Genomic DNA, 22,601 nt, shown 5'->3' with positions numbered 1-22,601 from the left:
TTCGCCGACCCCGTGAGACGGCGCTCGGCACGACCGGCCGGTCACATCGCGCCGAAACGCTCCCAGAGCATCGGGAACCGCTCCGCGAGGGCCGCCTCGTCGTCCGGCTCCACCGGTGTGCCCTCCGGCTGCTGAGGCTGCGGCGGCAGGCCCAGGTCCGGGGAGACCACGCCGGTCAGCTGCTCGTACGCCTCGTCGGCGGCGTAGCCGAGCTCCTCGCCGTCGCCGTCGAACTCCTCGTCGAAGTCCTCCAGGATCTCCGCGAGGGTGTCCGGGTCCTGCACGGCGCCCTCGAAGACCTCCCGGCCCTGCCCGATCAGCCAGCACCGGAAGGAGTCGAAGGCGTCGTCGTCCGCACCGCCCAGCAGGACGGCCGCCGCGCCCCACACGTCCCAGCGGTAGGCGCGGTTGTAGCGGGCCTCGAAGTGCCGGGCGAAGTCCAGCACGGACTCGGGATCGAGCCGCACCAGCCGCTCGACGAGCACCTCGGCGTGGTCGTCGGGGTCGCCCTCGGCGGCCTCGCGGGTGCTGTCGACGATCTCCCAGAACTCCGTCTCGTCCATCACCGCTCCAGCATCCGCCCTGACGCCGGGCCACGCACGCCCAGCGGGCAAAGACGGCACGACCGGGAACCGGTGACAGGCGCTCAGCCGTACAGGGCGTGCAGCCGTGCGGCGGCCCCGGCGAAGCGGGCCCGCAGCGTGCCGGGCGCCAGGACCTCCGCCTCAGGCCCCAGAGCCGTCAGCCGGTCGTAGGCGACCTCCTCCGACTCCACCGCCAGGACGAGCGTGCGCAGACCGTCCGCGTCCGGTGCGGACGCCGAGGCGAGCGCGTCGTCCAGGGCCGCCCGGTCCACCGCACGCGGCAGCAGCTCCATCCCCGCCCCGGACAGCCGGACGGTCACCTCGGTGCGCAGGAGGGACCGGGCGAACTGCGCGGCCCGCTCCTCCCAGAAACCGGGCAGGTCGAAGTCCTCGTCCCGCTCGAAACGCGTGGACGACACCTCGACCGCCGTGAACCGGTCGACCCGGTACACCCGGACGTCGTCCTCCACCCGGGCGCACAGATACCAGACGCCCGCCTTCAGCACGAGCCCGTACGGGGACAGCTCGCGCTCGACCTCGTCCCCGGAGCCGCGCCGGTAGCGGGCGCGGACGAGCCGGTCGTCCCAGACCGCCTCCGCGATCTCCGGCAGCAGCCCGGGGCCGGCCGGCTCGTGGAACCAGCCCGGCGCGTCCAGATGGAACCGCCGGGCGGCCGTCCGGGGGGCGTCGCGGAGGGAGGGGACCAGGGCGGCCGTCACCTTCAGCCGCGCCGCCGACGCCGCGTCGTCGAGCCCCATCTCGCGCAGCGCGGACGGCAGACCCGACAGGAACAGCGCCTCGGCCTCCTCACGGGCCAGCCCGGTCAGCCGCGTCCGGTAGCCCCCGACGAGCCGGTAGCCGCCGGCCCGGCCCCGGCCCGCGTACACCGGCACGCCCGCCTCCGACAGCGCCTGGGCGTCCCGGGTGACCGTCCGCTCCGAGACCTCCAGCTCCCGCGCCAGCTCGGCGGCGGTCATGACGGACCGGGACTGGAGGAGCAGGACCATCTTGATGAGCCGGGCAGCACGCATGCGGCCATTGTGCGGGCCGTGCCCGCCCGGACACGACGACGGGGCGGCCCCCCGGGGAACACCCGGAAGGCCGCCCCGCACCCCGTGTCAGAGCCCGTACTTCTCCCGGGCCTCCTTGACCTTGGACGCCGGGATCTCCCCACGGCGGGCCAGCTGGGCCAGCGCGGCGACCGCGACCGACTGCGGGTCCACACCGAAGTGCCGGCGGGCACCCTCGCGGGTGTCCGAGAGACCGAAGCCGTCCGTGCCCAGCGAGGACCAGTCCTGCTCCACCCACTGGCTGATCTGGTCCGGGACCGCACGCATCCAGTCGCTCACCGCGAGGACCGGACCCGGGGCGCCGGAGAGCGCCTGGGTCACGTAGGGCACCCGCTGCTCACCGTGGAGCAGCGCCTCGTCGCACTCCAGCGCGTCACGGCGCAGCTCGCCCCACGAGGTGGCGGACCAGACGTCGGCCGTGACCCCCCAGTCGGCGGCCAGCAACTCCTGGGCGGCCAGCACCCAGTGGATCGCCGTACCGGAACCGAGCAGCTGGATCCGCGGGGCGTCCGCCGAGGCGGGCGTGCCCTCCTTGAAGCGGTACAGACCCTTGACGATGCCCTCCTCGACGCCCTCGGGCATCGCGGGCTGCTGCTTGGGCTCGTTGTAGACCGTCAGGTAGTAGAAGACGTTCGAGTCCTCGCCCGGGGCCGCCTGGCCGTACATCCGGCGCAGACCGTCCTTGACGATGACCGCGATCTCGTAGGCGAACGCCGGGTCGTAGTTGAGCGACGCCGGGTTCGTGGAGGCGAGCAGGTGCGAGTGGCCGTCCGCGTGCTGGAGGCCCTCACCCGTCAGGGTCGTACGGCCGGCCGTGGCACCCACGATGAAGCCCTTGCCGAGCTGGTCGGCGAGCTGCCACATCTGGTCGCCTGTCCGCTGCCAGCCGAACATCGAGTAGAAGATGTAGAACGGGATCATCGTCTCGCCGTGCGTCGCGTACGACGTGGCGGCGGCGATGAAGTCGGCCATGGCACCGGCCTCGGTGATCCCCTCGTTGAGGATCTGGCCGTCCTTGGCCTCCTTGTAGTACATCAGCTGGTCGCGGTCGACCGGCTCGTACGTCTGGCCCAGCGGCGAGTAGATGCCGGCCGACGGGAACAGCGACTCCATACCGAACGTACGGGCCTCGTCCGGGACGATCGGCACCCAGCGCCTGCCGGTCTCCTTGTCCCGCATCAGGTCCTTCACCAGGCGCACGAACGCCATGGTGGTGGCCATCTCCTGCTTGCCGGACCCCTTGTACAGGGCCTTGAAGGCGCGCTCCTCCGGCGCGGGCAGGGTCACCGAGTGCACCCGGCGGGCGGGGGCGGGGCCACCGAGCGCGGCACGGCGCTCCTGGAGGTAGCGGACCTCGGGGGAGTCGGCGCCGGGGTGGCCGTAGGGGACCAGGCCGTCGGCGAAGGCGCTGTCCGGGATCGGGAGCCCGAGCAGCTCGCGCATGCTCTTGAACTCGTCGACCGACAGCTTCTTCATCTGGTGGTTGGCGTTCTTGGACTCGAAGCCCTTGCCGAGCGTGTAGCCCTTGACCGTCTGCGCCAGGATCACGGTCGGCGCGCCCTTGTGCGCCAGGGCGGCGCGGTAGGCCGCGTACACCTTGCGGGCCTCGTGGCCGCCGCGCGAGGAGTAGAAGCACTCCGCGATCTTCGCGTCGCTCAGCAGCTTCGCCAGCTCGGCGAGCGCGGGCTCGGCGCCGAAGAAGTGCTCGCGGATGTAGGCCACGTCCCGGGTCGCGTACGTCTGGAACTGCGCGTCCGGCACCTCGCGGAGCCGGCGGACCAGCGCGCCCGTGGTGTCCAGCTGGAACAGCTCGTCCCAGGCGGTGCCCCAGAGCGTCTTGACGACGTTCCAGCCGGCGCCCCGGAAGGCGCCTTCCAGCTCCTGGACCACGCGGAAGTTGGCGCGGACCGGGCCGTCGAGGCGCTGGAGGTTGCAGTTGATGACGAAGGTCAGGTTGTCGAGCTGCTCACGCGCCGCGAGGGCGAGGGCGGCCGTCGACTCGGGCTCGTCCATCTCGCCGTCGCCCAGGAAGGCCCAGACGTGCGAGTTCGACGTGTCCTTGATCTTGCGGTTCGTCAGGTAGCGGTTGAAGCGCGCCTGGTAGATCGCCGAGAGCGGGCCGAGGCCCATCGACACGGTGGGGAACTCCCACAGCCAGGGCAGCCGCCGCGGGTGCGGGTAGGACGGCAGACCGTCCCCGCCCGACTCCTGGCGGAAGTTGTCGAGCTGCTGCTCGCTGAGGCGGCCGTCGAGGAAGGCGCGGGCGTAGACGCCGGGCGAGGCGTGGCCCTGGACGTAGATCTGGTCGCCGGAGCCGTCGCCCTCCTTGCCGCGGAAGAAGTGGTTGAAGCCCGTCTCGTACAGCCAGGCGGCCGAGGCGAAGGTGGCGATGTGGCCGCCGACGCCGTAGCGCGCGCCCCGGGTGACCATCGCGGCCGCGTTCCAGCGGTTCCAGGCGGTGATCCGGGACTCCATCTCCAGGTCGCCGTCGAAGGCGGGCTCCGCGGAGGTGGGGATGGTGTTGATGTAATCGGTCTCCAGCAGCTTGGGCAGCGCGATACCGGCGCCCTCCGCGTGCTGGAGCGAGCGCCGCATGAGGTACGCGGCACGGTGCGGGCCCGCGGCCTTGGTGACGGCGTCCAGGGAGGCCGCCCATTCGGCGGTCTCCTCGGGGTCGCGGTCCGGGAGCTGGTCGAGCTCGCTCGGAAGCTGTGCTACGGGGTCGGTCATGATCGCCGCCTTCCGGAGTGGGAGGGGGTGGAGAGGTCCCTGGCTGGCAGGACAGGGCGATAGGGCCGGTGGGCCCGTGAGTGAACTGTAAGGGGCCGATCGATGATCGATCAAAGGGTGAAAGGCAAAACTTCTCGATATGAAGAAAAGTGGCATGGGGTGCCGCGTAACGGGGCACGGAGTGACGGTGCGATTAGGTCGAAAAGGGGCGCTGAGCTGCACGGACGAGCGTGACGGGACACAGATGGCGATCGGCCGGCACACGCCTCAGGCGCGGGGGGCGCACCCCAGGACATGCTCCTTGACCAGGACCGCTATCCGCGGGTCCCGCCGCAGGAACGCGTCGATGAGCGCCTGGTGCTCCTCGGCGTACGACTTCTGCACCGTGCCGAGCCAGCGGATCGACAGGGCCGTGAACACCTCGATGCCCAGCCCCTCCCAGGTGTGCAGCAGCACCGCGTTGCCCGCCGCCCGCACCATCTCCCGGTGGAAGGCGACCGTGTGCCGCACCTGGGCCTCCCCGTCGGCGGTCCGGTCCGCCTCGTACAGGGCCGCCACGTGCGGAGTGAGCCGTGAGCAGTCCTCGCCCAGCACCGGCGCGGCCAGCTCCGCCGCGATCTGCTCCAGCCCGGCGCGCACCGGGTAGCTCTCCTCCAGGTCGGCCGCGGTGAGATTGCGGACGCGTACGCCCTTGTTGGGGGCCGACTCGATCAGCCGCAGGGTCTCCAGCTCGCGCAGCGCCTCACGGACGGGGGTCTGGCTGACCTCCAGCTCGGTCGCGATCCGGCGCTCCACGATGCGCTCGCCCGGCTTCCAGCGTCCGCTCACGATCCCGTCCACGATGTGCTCGCGGATCTGTTCGCGCAGCGAGTGGACGACGGGCGGGGTCATGAAGGGCTCCTTCGGGGCAAACCGGGTGCTGCATACACCAACACGGCTGCCGGAACGGCCGGTGGTGCCTAGACAATACGGCGGCGCCCCCGCCCGGGAGTGTTCCGGACGGGGGCGCCGCAGGTGAGGCTCGTTACAGCCGGGGCCTCTCGGACGGATCGCGCGGATCCCGACCCACCGAGGACCCGGGGGCTCAGAGGCCCAGCTCGACCTCGAACTCGCCTGCCTCAAGGATCGCCTTGACCGTGGTCAGGTAACGGGCGGCGTCCGCGCCGTCCACCAGACGGTGGTCGTAGGAGAGCGAGAGGTACGTCATGTCGCGGACACCGATGACGGTGCCCTCGGCGGTCTCGATGACCGCCGGACGCTTGACGGTGGCGCCGATGCCCAGGATCGCGGCCTGGTTCGGCGGCACGATGACGGTGTCGAACAGCGCACCGCGCGAACCGGTGTTGCTGACCGTGAAGGTGGCACCGGACATGTCGTCCGGGGTCAGGCCGCCACCGCGGGCCTTGCCGGCCAGCTCGGCGGTCTTCTTCGCGATCCCGGCGATGTTCAGGTCGCCCGCGCCCTTGATGACCGGGGTCATCAGACCCTTCTCGGCGTCCACAGCGATGCCGATGTTCTCCGAGTCGAAGTACGTGATGGTGCCCTCGTCCTCGTTGATCCGGGCGTTGACGACCGGGTGGGCCTTCAGCGCCTGGGCCGCCGCCTTCACGAAGAACGGCATCGGGGACAGCTTGACGCCCTCACGGGCGGCGAAGGACTCCTTCGCCTGGTTGCGCAGCTTCATCAGCTTGGTGATGTCGACCTCGAGGACCGAGGTCAGCTGGGCCTGCGAGTGCAGCGCCTTCATCATGTTGTCGCCGATGACCTTGCGCATGCGGGTCATCTTGACCGTCTGACCGCGCAGCGGGGACACCTCCAGCTTCGGCGCCTTGGAGGCGGCCGGAGCGGCGGCGGCAGCCGGGGCCGGAGCCGCGGCGGCGGCCTTGAGGGCCTCCGCGGCGGCGACGACGTCCTGCTTGCGGATGCGGCCACCGACGCCGGTGCCCTTGACCGCGCCCAGGTCGACGCCGTTCTCGGCGGCGAGCTTGCGGACCAGCGGCGTGACGTACGCGCCGTCGTCACCGGCGGTCGCGGCCGGAGCCGGGGCAGCCGGGGCGGCCGGGGCAGCCGGGGCCTGGGCGGCCGGCGCGGCGGGAGCGGCCGGGGCAGCCGGAGCGGCGGGAGCGGCCGGGGCAGCCGGAGCGGCGGGTGCCGCAGGTGCCGGAGCCGGTGCTGCCGGAGCCGGGGCGGCCGGGGCGGGGGCCGCGGCCGGGGCGGCGGGAGCGGCCGGAGCCGGAGCGGCCGGAGCGGCCGGCTTCTCGGCGGCGGGGGCGGGCGCCGGAGCGGCCGGAGCCGGGGCGGCGGCCGGAGCGGCACCCGGCGCGCCGATGACGGCGAGCTTGGCGCCGACCTCGGCGGTCTCGTCCTCGGCGACGACGATCTCCAGCAGCACACCGGCGACCGGTGCGGGGATCTCGGTGTCGACCTTGTCGGTGGAGACCTCCAGCAGCGGCTCGTCCTCCGCGACCTCCTCGCCGATCTCCTTCAGCCAACGGGTGACGGTGCCCTCGGTGACGCTCTCGCCGAGCGCCGGGAGGGTGACGTCCGTACCGGAGGCCGAGGAGGCGCCGGCGGTGTCCTGCGCGGACGGGGCCTGGGCCGGGGCCTCGGTCTCGGTGGAGGGCGCGGCGGGCGCCTCCTGGGCGGCCGGGGCCGGGACGGCGGCGGGCTCGGCGGCCGGGGCGGCCTCGGCCGCCGGGGCCTCGGCCGGTGCGCCCGAGCCGTCGTCGATGACGGCCAGCTCGGCGCCGACCTCGACGGTCTCGTCCTCGGCGACCTTGATGGAGGTCAGCACACCGGCGGCCGGTGCGGGGATCTCGGTGTCGACCTTGTCGGTCGAGACCTCGAGCAACGGCTCGTCGGCCTCGACGCGCTCGCCCTCGGCCTTCAGCCAACGGGTGACAGTGCCCTCGGTGACGCTCTCGCCGAGCGCCGGAAGGGTTACGGAAACCGACATGGTTTCAGTTGCTCCTTACGAAAATGCGGAAGTGGTCGGTCGTCGCGCCCGGGACTGGATCAGTCGTGGGAGTGAAGGGGCTTGCCGGCGAGGGCCAGGTGGGCCTCGCCCATCGCCTCGTTCTGCGTCGGGTGGGCGTGGATGAGCTGCGCGACCTCGGCCGGCAGCGCCTCCCAGTTGTAGATCAGCTGGGCTTCGCCGACCTGCTCGCCCATGCGGTCACCGACCATGTGGACGCCGACCACGGCACCGTCCTTGACCTGGACGAGCTTGATCTCGCCCGCGGTCTTGAGGATCTTGCTCTTGCCGTTGCCCGCGAGGTTGTACTTGAGGGCGACGACCTTGTCCGCACCGTAGATCTCCTTGGCCTTGGCCTCGGAGATGCCCACCGAGGCGACCTCGGGGTGGCAGTACGTCACCTTCGGGACGCCGTCGTAGTCGATCGGCACGGTCTTGAGACCGGCCAGCCGCTCCGCGACGAGGATGCCCTCGGCGAAACCGACGTGCGCCAGCTGGAGGGTCGGCACCAGGTCGCCCACGGCGGAGACCGTCGGCACGTTGGTCCGCATGTACTCGTCCACCAGGACGTAGCCGCGGTCCATGGCGACCCCGGCCTCCTCGTAACCCAGGCCCTGCGAGACCGGGCCGCGGCCGATCGCGACCAGCAGCACCTCCGCCTCGAAGGTCTTGCCGTCGGCGAGGGTGACCCGCACACCGTCCTCGGTGTACTCGGCCTTGTCGAAGAAGGTGCCGAGGTTGAACTTGATGCCGCGCTTGCGGAACGCGCGCTCCAGCAGCTTCGAGCTGTTCTCGTCCTCGACCGGGACCAGGTGCTTGAGGCCCTCGACGATCGTGACGTCGGTGCCGAAGGACTTCCACGCCGAGGCGAACTCGACGCCGATCACGCCGCCGCCCAGGACGATGGCGGACTTCGGGACGCGGTCCAGCGTCAGCGCGTGGTCCGAGGAGATGATCCGGTTGCCGTCGATCTCCAGGCCGGGCAGCGACTTCGGTACGGAACCGGTCGCGAGCAGCACGTGGCGGCCCTGGACGCGCTGGCCGTTGACATCCACCGAGGTGGGCGACGAGAGACGGCCCTCACCCTCGATGTAGTGGACCTTGCGCGAGGCGATGAGACCCTGCAGGCCCTTGTACAGACCGGAGATCACGTCGTCCTTGTACTTGTGGACGGCCTCCATGTCGATGCCCTCGAAGGTGGCCTTCACACCGAACTGGGCCGACTCACGGGCCTGGTCGGCGATCTCGCCGGCGTGCAGCAGCGCCTTCGTGGGGATGCAGCCGTTGTGCAGGCAGGTGCCGCCGACCTTGCCCTTCTCGATCAGTGCGACGTCCAGGCCCAGCTGCGCTCCGCGCAGGGCCGCGGCGTAACCGCCGCTGCCGCCGCCGAGGATCACTAGGTCGAAAACGGTGCTGGCGTCGTTCGCCACGTCACGTCCTCCATGCATGTGCGCCGTACGCCGGGCCCCGTCGCTGGGGTGTGACCGGCCGGTCGGCTGGTGTGCGGCCGCTGGTGAGTGTCGGCCCTGTGGTGGGGGCCCTGTCCTGCCGAGAACCCATCTTCGCACTTGTTGGGGACGGACGGGACGCGGGCCCCTGGTCCAGGGCGGGCGAGCCTGCGGCCCGCACCGGGGTCCAAGCGTACAAAGTTTCGGAAAATCGGCCGGTGGGCGCCGTCCGGGTGAACGCCCACGGCCCCGGACGTATGCCCGGGGCCGTGTCGCCGCCCGCGGACGGCGCGGGCGGGTGGTGCGCGCGGACGTCCTCGGCGGACGCCGCGCGCGGGGCGTCAGCCCAGGTCGCCCGCGGCCGTGCGCTCGGCCAGCCGGACCAGGGTGCGGACCGAGGAGCCGGTGCCGCCCTTGGGGGTGTAGCCGTACGGGGCGCCCTCGTGGAAGGCCGGGCCGGCGATGTCCAGGTGGGCCCAGGCGATGCCCTCACCGACGAACTCCCGCAGGAACACGCCGGCCACCAGGCCGCCGCCCATCCGCTCGCCGATGTTGGCGATGTCGGCGGTCGGGGAGTCCATGCCCTTGCGCAGGTCGTCCGGGAGCGGCATCGGCCACGAGGCCTCGCCGACCTCCTCGGCGGTCTCGTGGACCGCCGTGCGGAAGGCGTCGTCGTTGGCCATGACACCGAAGGTGCGGTTGCCGAGCGCGACCACCATGGCGCCGGTCAGCGTCGCCACGTCGACGATCGCGTCCGGGGCCTCCTCCGAGGCGCGGGTCAGCGCGTCCGCGAGGACGAGCCGGCCCTCGGCGTCGGTGTTGAGCACCTCGACGGTCTTGCCGCTGTACATGCGCAGCACGTCGCCGGGCCGGGTGGCGTTGCCGGACGGCATGTTCTCCGCGAGGGCGAGCCAGCCGGTGACGTTGACCCGCAGGCCGAGACGGGAGGCCGCGACGACGGTCGCGAACACGGCGGCGGCGCCGCTCATGTCGCACTTCATCGTCTCGTTGTGCCCGGCCGGCTTCAGCGAGATGCCGCCCGAGTCGTAGGTGATGCCCTTGCCGACCAGGGCCAGGGTCTTCTCCGCCTTCGGGTGCGTGTAGGCGAGCTTGACCAGGCGGGGGCCGTGCGTCGAGCCCTGGCCCACGCCGATCAGACCGCCGTAGCCGCCCTTGACCAGGGCCTTCTCGTCGAGTACCTGGACCTTGACGCCGTGCTCCTTGCCGGCCGCGGTGGCGACGGCGGCGAAGGACTCCGGGTACAGGTCGTTCGGCGGGGTGTTGATCAGGTCGCGGGCCCGGTTGATCTCCTCGGCGACCGCGACGGCGCGGTCGGCGGCGGCCTTGAACGCCTTGTCACGCGGCTTCGCGCCGAGCAGGGCGACCTCGCCCAGCGGCTGCTTGGGGCCGGACTTCTTGGCCGACTTGGAGCTCTTGGGGGCGACCTTGTCCTCGCCGCCCTGGTAGGCGGTGAAGGCGTACGCGCCCAGCAGGGCGCCCTCCGCGACGGCCCCGGCGTCCTCGGCGGACTCGGTGGGCAGCGCGAAACCGGCCTTCTTCGCACCGGACAGCGCGCGGGCGGCGCTGCCCGCGGCCCGGCGCAGTGCCTCGGCGTCGTAGGCGCCGTCCCGCTCGGGGGCGCGGCCGAGGCCGACCGCCAGCACGACGGGGGCCTTCAGGCCGGACGGGGCGGGAAGCTTCGTCACCTCGCCCTCGGCACCACTGGCACCCAGGGTCTCCAGGACGGCTGCGAGCTTTCCGTCGAACGCCTTGTCCACGGCTTCGGCGCCCGGTGCCACGACCGGCCCCTTCGCGCCCTTGGCTACGCCGACGACGAGCGCGTCCGCGCGCAGCGTCGCCGCACCGGCAGTGCTGAGAGTGAGAGCAGTCACGGTGGTGAAATCTCGCTTCCGTTGAGTTCTGTGCCGGTCGAGGGGTGGGCCGACCGTGCCCGGCGCATCGTATGCCTCGCCGCAATGTGCCGGGAATGAGCCTACGCGCGCCTTTGTGTCCCGCTCACGGGGGCACGTCCGTCCGTGCTCCCGTCCCTTCGGCCACGGCCCTTGTGCCCGGCCCGGTGCGGGAGGAACCCGAAGCGCCTATAGGGTCGTTCACCGGTACGGATCGAGTGGGGGAGCACCATGCGCGGCAGGTCGGGCGGTACACGGACGAGGTGGGTGCTCCGCGCCGTCCCCCTCCTGGCGGTGCTGCTCGCGGGCTGCGCCACCGACCCGGGCACCGCCTCCGGCGACCAGGACGCGGCTTCCCGGCCACCGGCGGCCGAGCACTGGCGGCCGGAGCCCGGCGTGGACTGGCAGTGGCAGCTCTCCGGCCGGATCGACACCTCCGTGGACGCCCCGGTGTACGACATCGACGGCTTCGACCAGGACGCCAAGACGGTCGCCGCGCTGCACGCCGAGGACCGCAAGGTCATCTGCTACCTCTCCACCGGCGCCTGGGAGGACTTCCGCCCGGACGCCGACGCGTTCCCCGCCTCCGTACGCGGCAAGAGCAACGGCTGGGAGGGGGAGTGGTGGCTCGACATCCGCCGCACCGACGTCCTGGAGCCGCTGATGGAGAAGCGGATCGAGATGTGCGCCGAGAAGGGCTTCGACGCGGTGGAGCCGGACAACATGGACGGCTACCTCAACGACACGGGCTTCCCGCTCACCGCCGCCCACCAGCTGCGCTACAACCGGCTGATCGCGGACCTGGCCCACCGGCACGGCATGGCCGTGGGCCTGAAGAACGACCTCCCGCAGATCCCCGAACTGGTCGACGACTTCGACTTCGCGGTGAACGAGCAGTGCGCCCAGTACGAGGAGTGCGAGGAGCTGACCCCGTTCATCGACGCGGGCAAGGCCGTCCTCCACGCCGAGTACGAACTGCCGGTGGCCGACTTCTGCCCGGAGTCCCGGCGGCTGCGCCTGAGCTCCCTGCTCAAGAAGTACGAGCTGGACGCCTGGCGTAAGGGCTGCTGAGGGGGTCTGAGGGGGTCACCACCCCGGCGCCCGGTCACCCGCCCAGCACCAGCACCACCAGCACCGCCGTGGCCGCGGTCTCCTCCAGCGCCCCGAACACGTCGCCGGTCACCCCGCCGAACCGCCGTACGCAGTGCCGCAGCAGCAGCTGTGCCGCCGCCAGGCCCGCCAGGACGGCCAGGGCGTACCGCGCCGCCCCGTACCCGCCGGTCGCCGCGCCCGCCGCCGCGCAGCCCGCGACCACCACGGCGGCGACGGCCGCCGCCGCACCGGCCGGAACGGTCCCGGCGACCGCCGCCCCCAGCCCCTCCGGCCGGGCGGCCGGGACCGAGCGGCGGGAGGCCAGCGTGAGCGCCAGCCGGGCCGCCGTGGCGGCGGTGAGGGCCCCGAGGGCACCGTGCGCCCAGCCCCGGCCGTACAGCTCGGAGAGGGCGGCGACCTGGGCCAGCAGCACGAACAGCAGGGTGATCACGCCGAACGGGCCGATGTCCGACTGCTTCATGATCCGCAGCGCGTCCTCGGCCGGCTTCCCGCTCCCCAGGCCGTCCGCGGTGTCCGCCAGCCCGTCCAGGTGCAGCCCCCGGGTCAGGGCGGCGGGCAGCGCCGCGGAGGCGACGGCGGCGAGCAGGGGACCGGCCCCGGCGAGGGAGAGCAGCGCCCCGGGGACGGCGGCGAGCAGCCCCACCACGAGTCCGGCGAGCGGCGCGCAGAGCATGCCGGCCCGCGCTGTCCCGCGGTCCCAGCGGGAGACGCGGACGGGGAGCACGGTCAGGGTGCCGAAGGCGAAACGGACGCCGTGGCTGTTCAGGGAGGTCACCGCGGGCAGGCTAGCCGGTGCGGTCCGGCACTAGATTGGGCGGAACGCCGCAAAAGCCGCGAGCCGGATTCTCAGGAGCGGGTGGGATGGGTCACTGGCTGCACCAGAACATCGTCGAACCGGGCAAGCTCCCGCTGCTCCTCGCTCTGACCGCCTTCGTGCTCACCTTCGCCGTCACCCGGTTCGTCACCCGGATGATCCGGGCCGGCAAGGGCCCCTTCCGGAACATCACCCCCGGCGGGATGCACATCCACCACGTGGTGCCGGGCGTGGTGCTCTCGGTGGTCGGCGGCTTCGGCGCGGTCACGAGCGGCACGCACGGCGTGGCGGCCGGGGTCTGCGCGGTGGTCTTCGGGACCGGCGCGGGCCTGGTCCTGGACGAGTTCGCCCTGATCCTCCACCTCGACGACGTGTACTGGACCGAGGAGGGCCGCCAGAGCGTCGAGGTGGTCGTCCTCACCGCGTCCCTGGTCCTGCTCGTCCTCGCGGGCTTCTCGCCCCTCGGCGTGGAGGACCTGAGCGGGGATCAGCAGCAGGGCAGGCTGGGCGTCGTCCTGACGTACGCCGCCAACTTCGGGTGCGTCCTGGTCGCGCTGTTCAAGGGCAAGGTCCGGATGGCCGTGATCGGCACCCTGGTCCCGTTCGTCGCCGTGATCGCCGCCGTACGGCTGGCCCGGCCCGCCTCTCCCTGGGCCCGGCGGCTCTACCGCCGCCGGCACCGGGCCCGCGCCCGGTCCATCCTGCGGGCCTACCACCACGACGTGCGGTGGGCGGGCCCGCGCCGCAGGTTCCAGGACCTGATCGGCGGGGCCCCGGACCGGACACCGCTCCCGGGGCCCCGGCCCTGACCGCGTCCGGCGGCTCTCCCCGGGTGGCTCTCCGCGGGTGGCCCTCAGGGCTCCGGCGGCTCTCCCCAAGCCGCCCCGGCAGGCTCGGCTCAGGCGGTGGACCCGGCCTCCGCCGCGTCCTCCGCCGCTTCACCCGGTCCGGCCGCGTCCCCGGCCTCCCCGCCCTCCACGTCCTCCGTCTCCCCGGCGCGCTCCGGAAGCTCCGCCGCCAGCGCCGCCGCGGCCTGGACGAGCGGCAGCGCCAGCAGCGCCCCGCTCCCCTCACCGACCGTCAGGCCGTGGTCCAGCAGCGGGGTCAGCGCCATCCGGTCCAGCGCCTTCGCCTGCGCGGGCTCACCGCTCACCTGGCCCGCCAGCCACCAGTCCGGCGCCCGGAACGCCGCCCGCTGGGCCACCAGCGCGCAGGCCGCCGAGACCACCCCGTCCAGCACCACCGGCATCCGCCGCACCGCGCTCTGGAGCAGGAAACCGGTCATCGCCGCCAGGTCCGCGCCGCCGACCGCGGCCAGCAGCTCCACCTGGTCCCCGAGCACCGGCCGGGCCCGGCGCAGCGCGTCCCGGATCGCCGCGCACTTGCGCATCCAGGCCAGGTCGTCGATGCCCGCGCCGCCGCGCCCGGTGACCACGGAGGCGTCCGTCCCGCACAGCGCGGCGATCAGCGTCGAGGCCGCCGTCGTCCCGCCGACACTGAGATCGCCGAGGACCACCAGATCGGTGCCGGAGTCGGCCTCCTCGTCGGCGATCCGCATCCCCAGCCGCACCGCCTGCTCGGCCTCCTCGGCCGTCAGCGCGTCCTCGACGTCGATGCGGCCGCTGCCGCGCCGCACCCGGTGGCGTACGACCGCCTCGGGCAGCAGCTCCGGGTCGCAGTCCAGCCCGGCGTCGACGACCCGCACCGGTACGGAGAACCGGCGGGCCAGCACCGCGACCGGGCTCGAACCGTCCAGGACCGCCCGCACCAGCTCGTGCGCGCCGCCGGCCGCCCGGCCGGACACGTCCAGCTCCGCCACCCCGTGGTCACCGGCGAACAACACCACCCGGGGCCGGTCGACCGGCTTGACCGGCACCGACTGCTGGGCGGCGGACAGCCATTCGCCCAGCTCGTCCAGGCGGCCCAGGGAACCCGGGGGCACGAGGAGCCGTTCCCGGCGTTCCTCGGCATCACGGCGCACGCCTCCGTCGGGGCGTTCGATCAGGTCGGAGAAGTCGTCCAGATTCACGGGGGTCTGCCTCGCGGGTCGTCACAGGGTGGGCCGGAGCCCGGCGGCGGGCTCCTGTGCGGAAACAGTACCCGGCGGCCTTCCCCCGCCCCCGGGCCCTCGTACCGCCCCCGGATCAGCCCCGCAGCACCACCGGCAGCCCCGCCACCACCAGCAGCACCTGCTCGCACTCGGCGGCGAACGCGGCGTTGAGGCGGCCCAGTTCGTCGCGGAAGCGCCGCCCGGACGGCGTGGCCGGCACCACGCCCGAGCCGGTCTCGTTGGTCACCGCGACGACGGTACGGCGCGTCCCGCGCACCGCCCCGACCAGACCGGCGACCCGGGCCCGCAGCCGGTCGCGGCCGCCTCCCGCCCACAGCGCCTCGTCCCAGGCGTCCGACCGGTCCATCGCGTCCGTCAGCCACAGCGACAGGCAGTCGATCAGCAGCGGCGGCCCGTCCGCCTCCAGCAACTCCACCAGCTCGCACGTCTCCTCGGTCCGCCACACCGCGGGCCGACGCTCCCGGTGCAGCCCGATCCGCGCCGCCCACTCCGCGTCGCCCTCGCGCCGGCCGCCGGTGGCCACGTACACCACCTCCGGGAACGTCTCCAGGCGCCGTTCCGCCTCCAGCGACTTCCCGGAGCGCGCCCCGCCCGTCACCAGCGTGCGCCGGGGCATCTCGGGCACCGCCCGGTACTCACCCACCGGCAGCGTCGTGCCGTCCGGCACCGCCCGCGCCCCGCCCGCCGCCAGCCGCAGGTCCAACTGGTCTCCGGGGGGCGCGTCATGGTCCAGATGCACGGCGATCACCTCCGTCGCCGCCGTGACCGCGCCCACGGCCCGCAGCCGGGCCACGGCGTCGGGCCGTCCGACCACATCGCAGACGACCATGTCGTAAGGGTCGGCGGCCCGGTCGGCCAGCCCGGCCGGGGCACCGCCCGGCGGCAGGTAGAGCAGCCGCTCGCCCGCCGGTGACGTCACCTCGTACCCGGTACCCGGGGCGTCCATCGCCACCGCCCGGATCCGGTGTCCGCTGATCAGCGTCAGTTCCTGGCCGTCCGGCACCCGCCCGGCCGGGGGCAGCGAGGCGGGCAGTTCCATGGCCGGGCCGTCGTGCGGGTGGGTGAGCAGCACCTGGCGTACGGCGGTGACGGAGCGGCCCGCGCGGGCGGCGGCGAACAGGGCACCCGGGGTGAGGTCGAGCAGCAGCGCGTCGTCGACGAGCAGCGCCGTCGCGGCCCGCGCGCCGGTGCCGCGGGCCGACGCGCAGACGGCGCAGGGGCAGTCGGGGCGCGGCAGCCCTTCGGGGGCTCCGGTGCCGAGCAGAGTCAGTTCCACGGTCCTGATCCTCCCGCGTCCGCGCCCCGCCTGCGCGCCCGGGACCGGACACCCGGGTCACCGCGCGGGAACCGCGGCTCCGGGACCCGGCCGGACCCCACCCACTAGGCTTCGCACAGCGATACGACCCAGGAGGCGGACATGGCGTGGACGTGGCGGTTCGAGAAGTCCGACGGTACGGAGACGGAGCCGGCCCTTCAGCCGGAGGAATTCACCACCCAGGGGGACGCGGAGTCCTGGATCGGTGAGTTCTGGAAGGAACTCCTGGAAGGCGGCGCGGACCAGGTGACGCTCTTCGAGGACGGGGCGAAGATCTACGGCCCGATGAGCCTCCAGGGAGCCTGAGGGCAGCCCTCGGCCACCCCGGCGGGACCGCCCGACGGACGGTCCCGCCGGTCTCAGACCTCGCCCAGCGTCACCTCGGCCGACTTCTTCGTACCGCCCCGGGTGTACGTCACCGTCACCTTCTCGCCCGGCTTGTCACCCGCCAGGGCCTCCGAGAGGGACGTGATGGTCATGACGGCGGTGTCACCGATCCGGGTGATGATGTCCCCGGCGCGCAGCCCCGCCTTCTGGGCCGCCCCGCCCTTCTTCACGCTCACGATCGCCACCCCGGCCGGACGGTAGTCGGCGTCCACGACCGTGCGCCCCGTGATGTTGAGCCCCGCGCGGCCCGAGTCGGTGACCCGGCCGTGCTCGATGATCTGGTCGGCGACCGTACGCACCATGGAGACCGGGATCGCGAACCCGATCCCCGGGGCCGCGCTGTCACCGAGCTGCGGATCGGTCGCCGCGAGGGTCGGGATGCCGATCACCTGGCTGTCCAGGTTCACCAGCGCCCCGCCGCTGTTGCCCGGGTTGATCGCCGCGGACGTCTGCACCATGTCGGCGAGCGTCGCCCCCGTGCCGCCGCCCGAGCGGCTCTCACTGACCGTGCGGCCGAGCGCCGAGACGATGCCCTGGGTGACGCTGCTGGACAGGCCGAGCGGCGAGCCCATGGCCAGCACGATCTGGCCCACCTCGACCTTGTCGGCGTCGCCGAACTTCGCGGGCCGCAGCCCGTCGGGGACCTGGTCGAGCTTGATGACCGCGAGGTCCTGCTCCGGGTAGGAGGAGACCAGGGACGCCTTGAGGTCCTTCTCGCCCGTGGCGGCGCTGACGTCGAAGGACTTCTCGTCACCCACCACGTGGGCGTTCGTGACGATGTGGCCCTTGTCGTCGTAGACGATGCCGGAGCCGAGGCTGTTCGAGGCGCTGATCTGCACGACCGAGGGCAGCACGTTCTTGATGACCGACTGGTACTGCTCCTGGAGACCGTCCGTCGCGGCGACCGCCGCGGCCTCGCGCACCGGGGCACCCGAGGAAGGGGTGTCCGCGCCGCCCGCGCAGCCGCCCGCCAGGGCGAGGACGCAGGCACCGGCGGTCAGGGTCAGGAGGGAGCGGCGTACCCGCGGGCGGGAGGGCGATGAGTTCATGGCCGGAGTATCGGCGGCGGCCGCGGCCCGCTGCCCGCGCTGCTGGGCCGATCAGACGTACGGTCCTCCAGGGCGTCAGCCGCGTACCCCGAACAGGTGCAGCAGGGCGGCCACCCGGCGGTACGGGTCGGTGCGGCCGGCCCGGTCCTCCAGGGTCAGCACCCGCTCCAGCTCCCTGTCCTTTGGCAGCGGCGCCTCGTTGTCGGCGTTGTCCGTGAAGACGCGTACGCCGTACCAGGTGTGCAGCGGGGCGGCGATCCCGGCCAGTGTGGCCGTCAGCGTGTCCAGCCGGTCCGCCCGTGTCCGGAGGCCGAGCCGGTTGGTGCAGGTGTCCGAGTCGAACGCCGCCAGGGCCCCCGCGAAGTCACCCGCCGTCCCGGGCCGCATCGCGAGCGCGTCCGCGTTCCGCACGAGCAGCGAGAGCAGACCGCCCGGGGCCAGCATCCGTGCCAGGCCGGCCAGCATGGGGTCCGGCTCGGAGACGTACATCAGCACGCCGTGGCAGAGCACCACGTCGAAGCTGCCGGGCAGGAAGTGCACCCCGGTGTCGCGCCCGTCGCCCTGGATGATCCGCATCCGCTCCCGGATGCCCTCGGGCTCGCCCGTGAGGGCGTCCCGGGCGACCTGGAGCATCGCGTCGTCCGACTCCAGGCCGGTCACCGAGTGCCCGGCCCGTGCCATCCGCAGCGCCTGGGTGCCCTGGCCCATCCCGACGTCGAGCACCCGCAGCCGCCGCCCCACCGGGAAGCGGGCGGCTATCTGCTCGTCCAGCTGCCGTCCGACCAGCTCCTGGCGCACGACGTTGCTGAGCCCGCCGAGTCCCTCCAGCCACCGGGAGGAGGCCCCGGTGAAGCCGGAGGTCTCCGTACTCAGGGGCGTTCCCCGCGCTTGACCTGCGGCTTCGGCAGCCGCAGCCGGCGCATCTGGAGCGTACGCATCAGGCCGTACGCCACCGCTCCGCGCTTGGGCTGGTCCGGGAAGCGCTGCTTCAGCTGCCGCTTGAGCCGGAAGCCGAGGCCGATGGAGTCCACCACGATCAGCACGATCACGCCGAGCCAGAGCAGCAGCGAGATGTTCTGGATGTTGCGGACCTGGATCACGCTGAGCACCAGGATGATCACCGCGAGCGGAAGGAAGTACTCCGCGATGCAGAAACGCGAGTCCACGAAGTCGCGGACGAAGCGCCGCACGGGACCCTTGTCGCGCGCGGGCAGATAGCGCTCGTCGCCCGAGGCGAGCGCCTCACGCTGGCGGGCCAGGTCGGCCCGGCGTGCCTCGCGCTGGCGCTTGGCGGCGGCCTTGCGGTCCAGCGGAGCACCGCTGGAGGCCCGCCGTCGCTGTGTCTGGGCCTCACTTCGCTTGGGGGTGGGGCGACCCTTGGGGGCCTGCGGGTCGCGGGGCTGCTTGGAGAGGTCCGCCGTCACCTTGCCGGTGGGGGCCTTCTCTTCCTTGGAACGGCTACGGAACACAAGGCCCAAGGGTACGGGGTCGGTGCGGGCGACCGGGGACCGGGCGGGAACGATCCGGCAACGGACCACGTCCTGATAAGTGTGCCGACAGGGGCAGAACGGACGTCACCCGCGCTTCCCCCGGTGTTCGTCTACTCCCTGGGCGGGAGCCCTCTCCACGGGCAGTCGTCCTTGGGTAGGACCACATCCGGCACCGAACAGTGCGGTAATAGAGGCAGGACCCGTACTGTGGGTCCTGTTGGAGTGCTGGAGCTCAGTCCGTCAGAAGGGGGCGCGCGAAGCCCATGAGCGGTGTCATGAAGCGTATGGGGATGATCTTCCGCGCGAAGGCAAACAAGGCCCTTGACCGGGCCGAGGATCCGCGCGAGACCCTCGATTACTCGTACCAGAAGCAGCTGGAGCTGCTTCAGAAGGTGCGCCGCGGCGTCGCCGATGTGGCGACCTCGCGCAAGCGGCTGGAGCTGCAGCTCAACCAGCTGCAGGGTCAGTCGTCCAAGCTGGAGGACCAGGGCCGCAAGGCGCTCGCGCTCGGCCGCGAGGACCTGGCCCGCGAGGCGCTGTCCCGGCGCGCCGCCCTCCAGCAGCAGGTCACCGACCTGGAGACGCAGCACCAGACCTTGCAGGGCGAGGAGGAGAAGCTCACCCTCGCGGCCCAGCGGCTCCAGGCCAAGGTCGACGCCTTCCGCACCAAGAAGGAGACCATCAAGGCCACCTACACCGCCGCCCAGGCGCAGACCCGGATCGGGGAGGCCTTCTCCGGCATCTCCGAGGAGATGGGCGACGTCGGTCTGGCGATCCAGCGGGCCGAGGACAAGACCCAGCAGCTCCAGGCGCGTGCCGGAGCCATCGACGAGCTGCTCGCCTCCGGTGCCCTCGACGACCAGTCGGGGACCGCCAAGGACGACATCGCGGCCGAGCTGGACCGGATCTCGGGCGGTTCCGATGTAGAACTGGAACTGCAGCGCATGAAGGCCGAGCTGGCCGGAGGACCCTCCGACCGGCAGCAGGCCATCGAGGGCGGCGCGCAGGACGCGGCGCCGCAGTCGCAGGAGCAGTCCCCGCACAAGTTCGACAAGCAGTGAGGGCGGCGTCATGATCGTACGGGTCATGGGGGAGGGCCAGGTCAAGCTGGCCGACAGTCACGTCCCGGAGCTGAACAAGCTCGACGACGACCTGCTCACCGAGATGGAGAACGGCGACGGGCCCGGCTTCCGGTCCACGCTCCACGCACTCCTGGACAAGGTGCGTGAGCTCGGCACTCCACTGGCCGACGACTCCCTGGAGCCGTCGGAGCTGATCCTGCCGGCCCCCGACGCCACCCTCGAAGAGGTCCGCGCCATGCTCACCGACGACGGGCTGATCCCCGGCTGAGCGGACGCCTCCGACCGCACTCCCCCCGTGCCCCGCCCGGTCCTCCACCGGCGCGGGGCACGGTCGTCGTCCCCACCGGTCCGGGGCACGGCCGTCGGCGTCCCGGGAGCCGCCGTGGCCGTATCGGAGCGCTCATGCCACGGCACGCCGTACCGTTGCTCGACGTGACCACCCTCGGAAGCGGGCTCGCGCGCGGGCGACGCTGGCTGCGCGGCCATCCCCTGGCGTTCGACGGAGCCCTCGCCGCCGCCGTGCTGGCCTGCATGGTCTGCGCGTCCTTCACCGAACCCAGCACCGGCCACGGGCCCACCTTCGGGGTGCGCGCCCCCGCCCCCGGCGGCGTGCTGCTGATGGTGCTCGCCGCCGCCGCCCTCGTGCAGCGCCGCCACCGGCCCATGGGGGTGCTCGCCGCGACCGGGGTGCTCGCCGCGGCCGGGCTGGTGCTGGCCGACCCGCCCGCCCCCGTGGTGATCAGCACGGTCGTCGCCCTGTTCACCGTGGCCGCCCGCACCGACCGCCCCACCACCTGGCGGGTCGGCCTGCTGACCGCGCTCGTGCTGACCGTGGCCGCCATGGTGGCCGGATCCACCCCCTGGTACAGCCAGGAGAACGTCGGCGTACTCGCCTGGACCGGACTGGCGTGCGCCGCCGGGGACGCCGTCCGCAGCCGGCGCGCGTTCGTCGACGCGATCAGGGAACGCGCCGAGCGCGCGGAGCGGACCCGTGAGGAGGAGGCCCGCCGCCGGGTCGCCGAGGAGCGCCTGCGGATCGCCCGCGACCTGCACGACGTCGTCGCCCACCACATCGCCCTGGTCAACGTCCAGGCCGGGGTCGCCGCCCACGTCATGGACAGACGCCCCGACCAGGCCAAGGAGGCGCTGGCCCACGTACGCGCGGCCAGCCGCTCCGCGCTCGACGAACTCAGGTCCACCGTGGGACTGCTGCGCCAGTCCGGCGACCCGGCGGCCCCCACCGAACCCGCCCCCGGACTCGCCGTCCTCGGTGACCTGGTCGGGACCTTCCGCAACGCCGGGCTCCCCGTCGAGGTGGCCTGCGCCGACCGCGACGGCCCGCTGCCGTCGGCCGTCGACCTGACCGCCTACCGGGTCGTCCAGGAGGCCCTGACCAACGTCCGCAAGCACGCCGGCGCGGGAGCGAGGGCCGAGGTGAGCGTCATCCGGGTCGGGGCGACCGCGGAGGTCACCGTGATCGACGACGGCGCCGGCACGGTGCCCGCCGCGACCGTCCCCGGCGCCCGGCGCGCCGACGGCGGCGGCCACGGGCTGGTCGGCATGCGCGAACGCGTCGCCGCGCTCGGCGGAACCCTCACCGCGGGCCCCCGGTACGGCGGCGGGTTCCGCGTGCATGCGATCCTGCCCCTCACGTCCCGCGCGGACGAGGCGGAGGCGCCGCACACGGCGGACGGGACGGGGGGACACGGATGACAACACCGATCAGGGTGCTGCTCGCCGACGACCAGGCACTGCTGCGCAGTGCCTTCCGGGTGCTCGTCGACTCGGAGCCCGACATGCTGGTCGTCGGGGAGGCGGCGGACGGCGCCGAGGCCGTGGAGCTGGCCCGGTCCACCCGGGCCGACGTGGTCCTGATGGACATCCGGATGCCGGGCACCGACGGGCTCACCGCCACCCGGGCGATCAGCGCAGACCCGGAGCTGTCCGGCGTGCGGATCGTCATGCTGACCACGTTCGAGGTGGACGAGTACGTCGTGCAGTCGCTCCGCGCGGGCGCGGCCGGCTTCCTCGGCAAGGGCGCGGAACCCGACGAGCTGCTGAACGCCATCCGGATCGCCGCGGCGGGTGAGGCGCTGCTCTCCCCGGTGGCGACCAAGGGGCTCATCGCCACGTTCCTGGCGCAGGCGGGCGGGCCCGGCCGGGACCCGGGCGAGGCCGCCGCGTACTCCGAACTGCTCGCCGCCCTCACCGGGCGCGAGCGGGAGGTGCTCGTCCTGGTCGCGGGCGGGCACTCCAACGACCAGATCGCCGAACGGCTGGCCGTCAGCCCGCTCACCGTCAAGACCCATGTGAACCGGGCGATGGCGAAACTCGGGGCGCGTGACCGGGCCCAATTGGTGGTCATTGCCTACGAATCGGGCCTTGTCCGTCCCCGGGCGGACTGACAGGGAGGAGACCGGGCGTACTCCAGCTGCGGTATGCCCGGGGTGAGAAAGCAGCCCGAGGGGCGACGTCCGCGCCCTCGGGAGCCGTCATCGTATAGGTGGGCGCGCTGTGTCCCCCGGACCTTCGAGCAGCCGCCCACCTGCCGCGTACGCCACAGA

The 22,601-nt window shown here is 73.0% G+C and carries 20 protein-coding genes; 7 read left to right on the top strand and 13 right to left on the bottom strand.

Annotation, left to right across the window (positions count from 1 at the left end; translation table 11 throughout):
- Nucleotides 1-41: 41 nt before the first annotated feature.
- The 7 genes from B9S64_RS07685 to B9S64_RS07655 form a co-directional block, all read right to left on the bottom strand.
- A complete protein-coding gene (locus tag B9S64_RS07685) occupies nt 42-563 on the bottom strand; it encodes a DUF4240 domain-containing protein (protein WP_103488961.1) in 522 nt (173 codons plus the stop codon).
- A gap of 83 nt (nt 564-646) precedes the next feature.
- Complete coding sequence (locus B9S64_RS07680; RefSeq protein ID WP_103488960.1) at nt 647-1,615, bottom strand: YafY family protein; 969 nt, start codon at nt 1,613-1,615, stop codon at nt 647-649.
- An 87-nt stretch (nt 1,616-1,702) separates the two neighbouring features.
- On the bottom strand, nt 1,703-4,384 hold the full coding sequence (gene aceE / locus B9S64_RS07675; protein WP_103488959.1) for a pyruvate dehydrogenase (acetyl-transferring), homodimeric type: 2,682 nt from the start codon (nt 4,382-4,384) through the stop codon (nt 1,703-1,705).
- Between the two features lie 267 nt (nt 4,385-4,651).
- The gene (locus B9S64_RS07670) at nt 4,652-5,275 is read right to left on the bottom strand and encodes a GntR family transcriptional regulator (protein WP_028440093.1); all 624 of its coding nucleotides are present in this window, start codon (nt 5,273-5,275) and stop codon (nt 4,652-4,654) included.
- A gap of 193 nt (nt 5,276-5,468) precedes the next feature.
- The gene (sucB, locus tag B9S64_RS07665) at nt 5,469-7,340 is read right to left on the bottom strand and encodes a 2-oxoglutarate dehydrogenase, E2 component, dihydrolipoamide succinyltransferase (protein WP_109492007.1); all 1,872 of its coding nucleotides are present in this window, start codon (nt 7,338-7,340) and stop codon (nt 5,469-5,471) included.
- Nucleotides 7,341-7,399: 59 nt separating this feature from the next.
- On the bottom strand, nt 7,400-8,788 hold the full coding sequence (gene lpdA / locus B9S64_RS07660) for a dihydrolipoyl dehydrogenase (protein WP_028440095.1): 1,389 nt from the start codon (nt 8,786-8,788) through the stop codon (nt 7,400-7,402).
- A gap of 359 nt (nt 8,789-9,147) precedes the next feature.
- Nucleotides 9,148-10,698, bottom strand: coding sequence for a leucyl aminopeptidase (locus tag B9S64_RS07655; protein WP_103491404.1), 1,551 nt, complete (start codon nt 10,696-10,698; stop codon nt 9,148-9,150).
- Between the two features lie 249 nt (nt 10,699-10,947).
- On the opposite strand from B9S64_RS07655, the gene B9S64_RS07650 reads away from it, so the two are divergent.
- Nucleotides 10,948-11,787: an endo alpha-1,4 polygalactosaminidase gene (locus B9S64_RS07650; RefSeq protein WP_103491405.1), complete on the top strand. Its 840-nt coding sequence runs from the start codon at nt 10,948-10,950 to the stop codon at nt 11,785-11,787.
- A 34-nt stretch (nt 11,788-11,821) separates the two neighbouring features.
- On the opposite strand, the gene B9S64_RS07645 is transcribed toward B9S64_RS07650, so the two are convergent.
- A complete protein-coding gene (locus B9S64_RS07645) occupies nt 11,822-12,604 on the bottom strand; it encodes an adenosylcobinamide-GDP ribazoletransferase (RefSeq protein ID WP_109492006.1) in 783 nt (260 codons plus the stop codon).
- Nucleotides 12,605-12,690: 86 nt separating this feature from the next.
- Here B9S64_RS07645 and B9S64_RS07640 point away from each other — a divergent pair, with 86 nt between their 5' ends.
- Complete coding sequence (locus B9S64_RS07640) at nt 12,691-13,452, top strand: hypothetical protein (RefSeq protein WP_103489828.1); 762 nt, start codon at nt 12,691-12,693, stop codon at nt 13,450-13,452.
- A gap of 89 nt (nt 13,453-13,541) precedes the next feature.
- Here B9S64_RS07640 and cobT read toward each other — a convergent pair whose 3' ends face one another.
- Together cobT and B9S64_RS07630 are read right to left on the bottom strand one after the other, a co-directional pair.
- The gene (gene cobT / locus B9S64_RS07635; protein ID WP_103489827.1) at nt 13,542-14,672 is read right to left on the bottom strand and encodes a nicotinate-nucleotide--dimethylbenzimidazole phosphoribosyltransferase; all 1,131 of its coding nucleotides are present in this window, start codon (nt 14,670-14,672) and stop codon (nt 13,542-13,544) included.
- Nucleotides 14,673-14,787: 115 nt separating this feature from the next.
- Nucleotides 14,788-15,990, bottom strand: a complete 1,203-nt coding sequence (locus B9S64_RS07630) for a bifunctional adenosylcobinamide kinase/adenosylcobinamide-phosphate guanylyltransferase (protein ID WP_103489826.1) — start codon at nt 15,988-15,990, stop codon at nt 14,788-14,790.
- A 141-nt stretch (nt 15,991-16,131) separates the two neighbouring features.
- On the opposite strand from B9S64_RS07630, the gene B9S64_RS07625 reads away from it, so the two are divergent.
- The gene (locus B9S64_RS07625) at nt 16,132-16,335 is read left to right on the top strand and encodes a hypothetical protein (RefSeq protein ID WP_028440102.1); all 204 of its coding nucleotides are present in this window, start codon (nt 16,132-16,134) and stop codon (nt 16,333-16,335) included.
- Nucleotides 16,336-16,388: 53 nt separating this feature from the next.
- Here B9S64_RS07625 and B9S64_RS07620 read toward each other — a convergent pair whose 3' ends face one another.
- The 3 genes from B9S64_RS07620 to B9S64_RS07610 form a co-directional block, all read right to left on the bottom strand.
- Nucleotides 16,389-17,465 (bottom strand): S1C family serine protease, encoded by a 1,077-nt coding sequence (locus B9S64_RS07620; protein WP_103489825.1) that lies wholly within the window; start codon nt 17,463-17,465, stop codon nt 16,389-16,391.
- 75 nt (nt 17,466-17,540) lie between these two features.
- Nucleotides 17,541-18,263 (bottom strand): bifunctional 2-polyprenyl-6-hydroxyphenol methylase/3-demethylubiquinol 3-O-methyltransferase UbiG, encoded by a 723-nt coding sequence (locus B9S64_RS07615; RefSeq protein WP_103489824.1) that lies wholly within the window; start codon nt 18,261-18,263, stop codon nt 17,541-17,543.
- Nucleotides 18,264-18,334: 71 nt separating this feature from the next.
- Nucleotides 18,335-18,934, bottom strand: coding sequence for a DUF3043 domain-containing protein (locus B9S64_RS07610; RefSeq protein ID WP_103489823.1), 600 nt, complete (start codon nt 18,932-18,934; stop codon nt 18,335-18,337).
- Nucleotides 18,935-19,230: 296 nt separating this feature from the next.
- Here B9S64_RS07610 and B9S64_RS07605 point away from each other — a divergent pair, with 296 nt between their 5' ends.
- The 4 genes from B9S64_RS07605 (at nt 19,231) to B9S64_RS07590 (ending at nt 22,442) form a co-directional block, all read left to right on the top strand.
- Entirely contained in the window at nt 19,231-20,016 is a 786-nt protein-coding gene (locus B9S64_RS07605; protein ID WP_028440106.1) for a PspA/IM30 family protein, read from the top strand.
- 10 nt (nt 20,017-20,026) lie between these two features.
- Nucleotides 20,027-20,305 (top strand): hypothetical protein, encoded by a 279-nt coding sequence (locus tag B9S64_RS07600; protein WP_103489822.1) that lies wholly within the window; start codon nt 20,027-20,029, stop codon nt 20,303-20,305.
- A gap of 164 nt (nt 20,306-20,469) precedes the next feature.
- The gene (locus tag B9S64_RS07595) at nt 20,470-21,750 is read left to right on the top strand and encodes a sensor histidine kinase (protein ID WP_109492217.1); all 1,281 of its coding nucleotides are present in this window, start codon (nt 20,470-20,472) and stop codon (nt 21,748-21,750) included.
- Nucleotides 21,747-22,442, top strand: coding sequence for a response regulator transcription factor (locus tag B9S64_RS07590; protein ID WP_103488980.1), 696 nt, complete (start codon nt 21,747-21,749; stop codon nt 22,440-22,442). Before B9S64_RS07595 ends, B9S64_RS07590 begins: the two co-directional genes overlap by 4 nt.
- The last annotated feature ends 159 nt before the right edge of the window (nt 22,443-22,601 follow it).

The organism is Streptomyces sp. SM18, assembly GCF_002910775.2.
GTDB lineage: Bacteria > Actinomycetota > Actinomycetes > Streptomycetales > Streptomycetaceae > Streptomyces > Streptomyces halstedii.
This window is presented reverse-complemented; position numbering and strand designations above follow the sequence as displayed.

Excerpts from the sequence above, each read along its gene's own strand:
- B9S64_RS07680 (WP_103488960.1), bottom strand. The coding sequence starts at position 1,615 with ATGCGTGCTGCCCGGCTCATCAAGATGGTCCTGCTCCTCCAGTCCCGG.
- B9S64_RS07625 (WP_028440102.1), top strand. The coding sequence starts at position 16,132 with ATGGCGTGGACGTGGCGGTTCGAGAAGTCCGACGGTACGGAGACGGAG.
- B9S64_RS07590 (WP_103488980.1), top strand. The coding sequence starts at position 21,747 with ATGACAACACCGATCAGGGTGCTGCTCGCCGACGACCAGGCACTGCTG.
- B9S64_RS07640 (WP_103489828.1), top strand. The coding sequence starts at position 12,691 with ATGGGTCACTGGCTGCACCAGAACATCGTCGAACCGGGCAAGCTCCCG.
- sucB (WP_109492007.1), bottom strand. The coding sequence starts at position 7,340 with ATGTCGGTTTCCGTAACCCTTCCGGCGCTCGGCGAGAGCGTCACCGAG.
- B9S64_RS07620 (WP_103489825.1), bottom strand. The coding sequence starts at position 17,465 with ATGAACTCATCGCCCTCCCGCCCGCGGGTACGCCGCTCCCTCCTGACC.
- B9S64_RS07605 (WP_028440106.1), top strand. The coding sequence starts at position 19,231 with ATGAAGCGTATGGGGATGATCTTCCGCGCGAAGGCAAACAAGGCCCTT.
- B9S64_RS07650 (WP_103491405.1), top strand. The coding sequence starts at position 10,948 with ATGCGCGGCAGGTCGGGCGGTACACGGACGAGGTGGGTGCTCCGCGCC.
- B9S64_RS07685 (WP_103488961.1), bottom strand. The coding sequence starts at position 563 with ATGGACGAGACGGAGTTCTGGGAGATCGTCGACAGCACCCGCGAGGCC.
- B9S64_RS07600 (WP_103489822.1), top strand. The coding sequence starts at position 20,027 with ATGATCGTACGGGTCATGGGGGAGGGCCAGGTCAAGCTGGCCGACAGT.
- aceE (WP_103488959.1), bottom strand. The coding sequence starts at position 4,384 with ATGACCGACCCCGTAGCACAGCTTCCGAGCGAGCTCGACCAGCTCCCG.
- B9S64_RS07670 (WP_028440093.1), bottom strand. The coding sequence starts at position 5,275 with ATGACCCCGCCCGTCGTCCACTCGCTGCGCGAACAGATCCGCGAGCAC.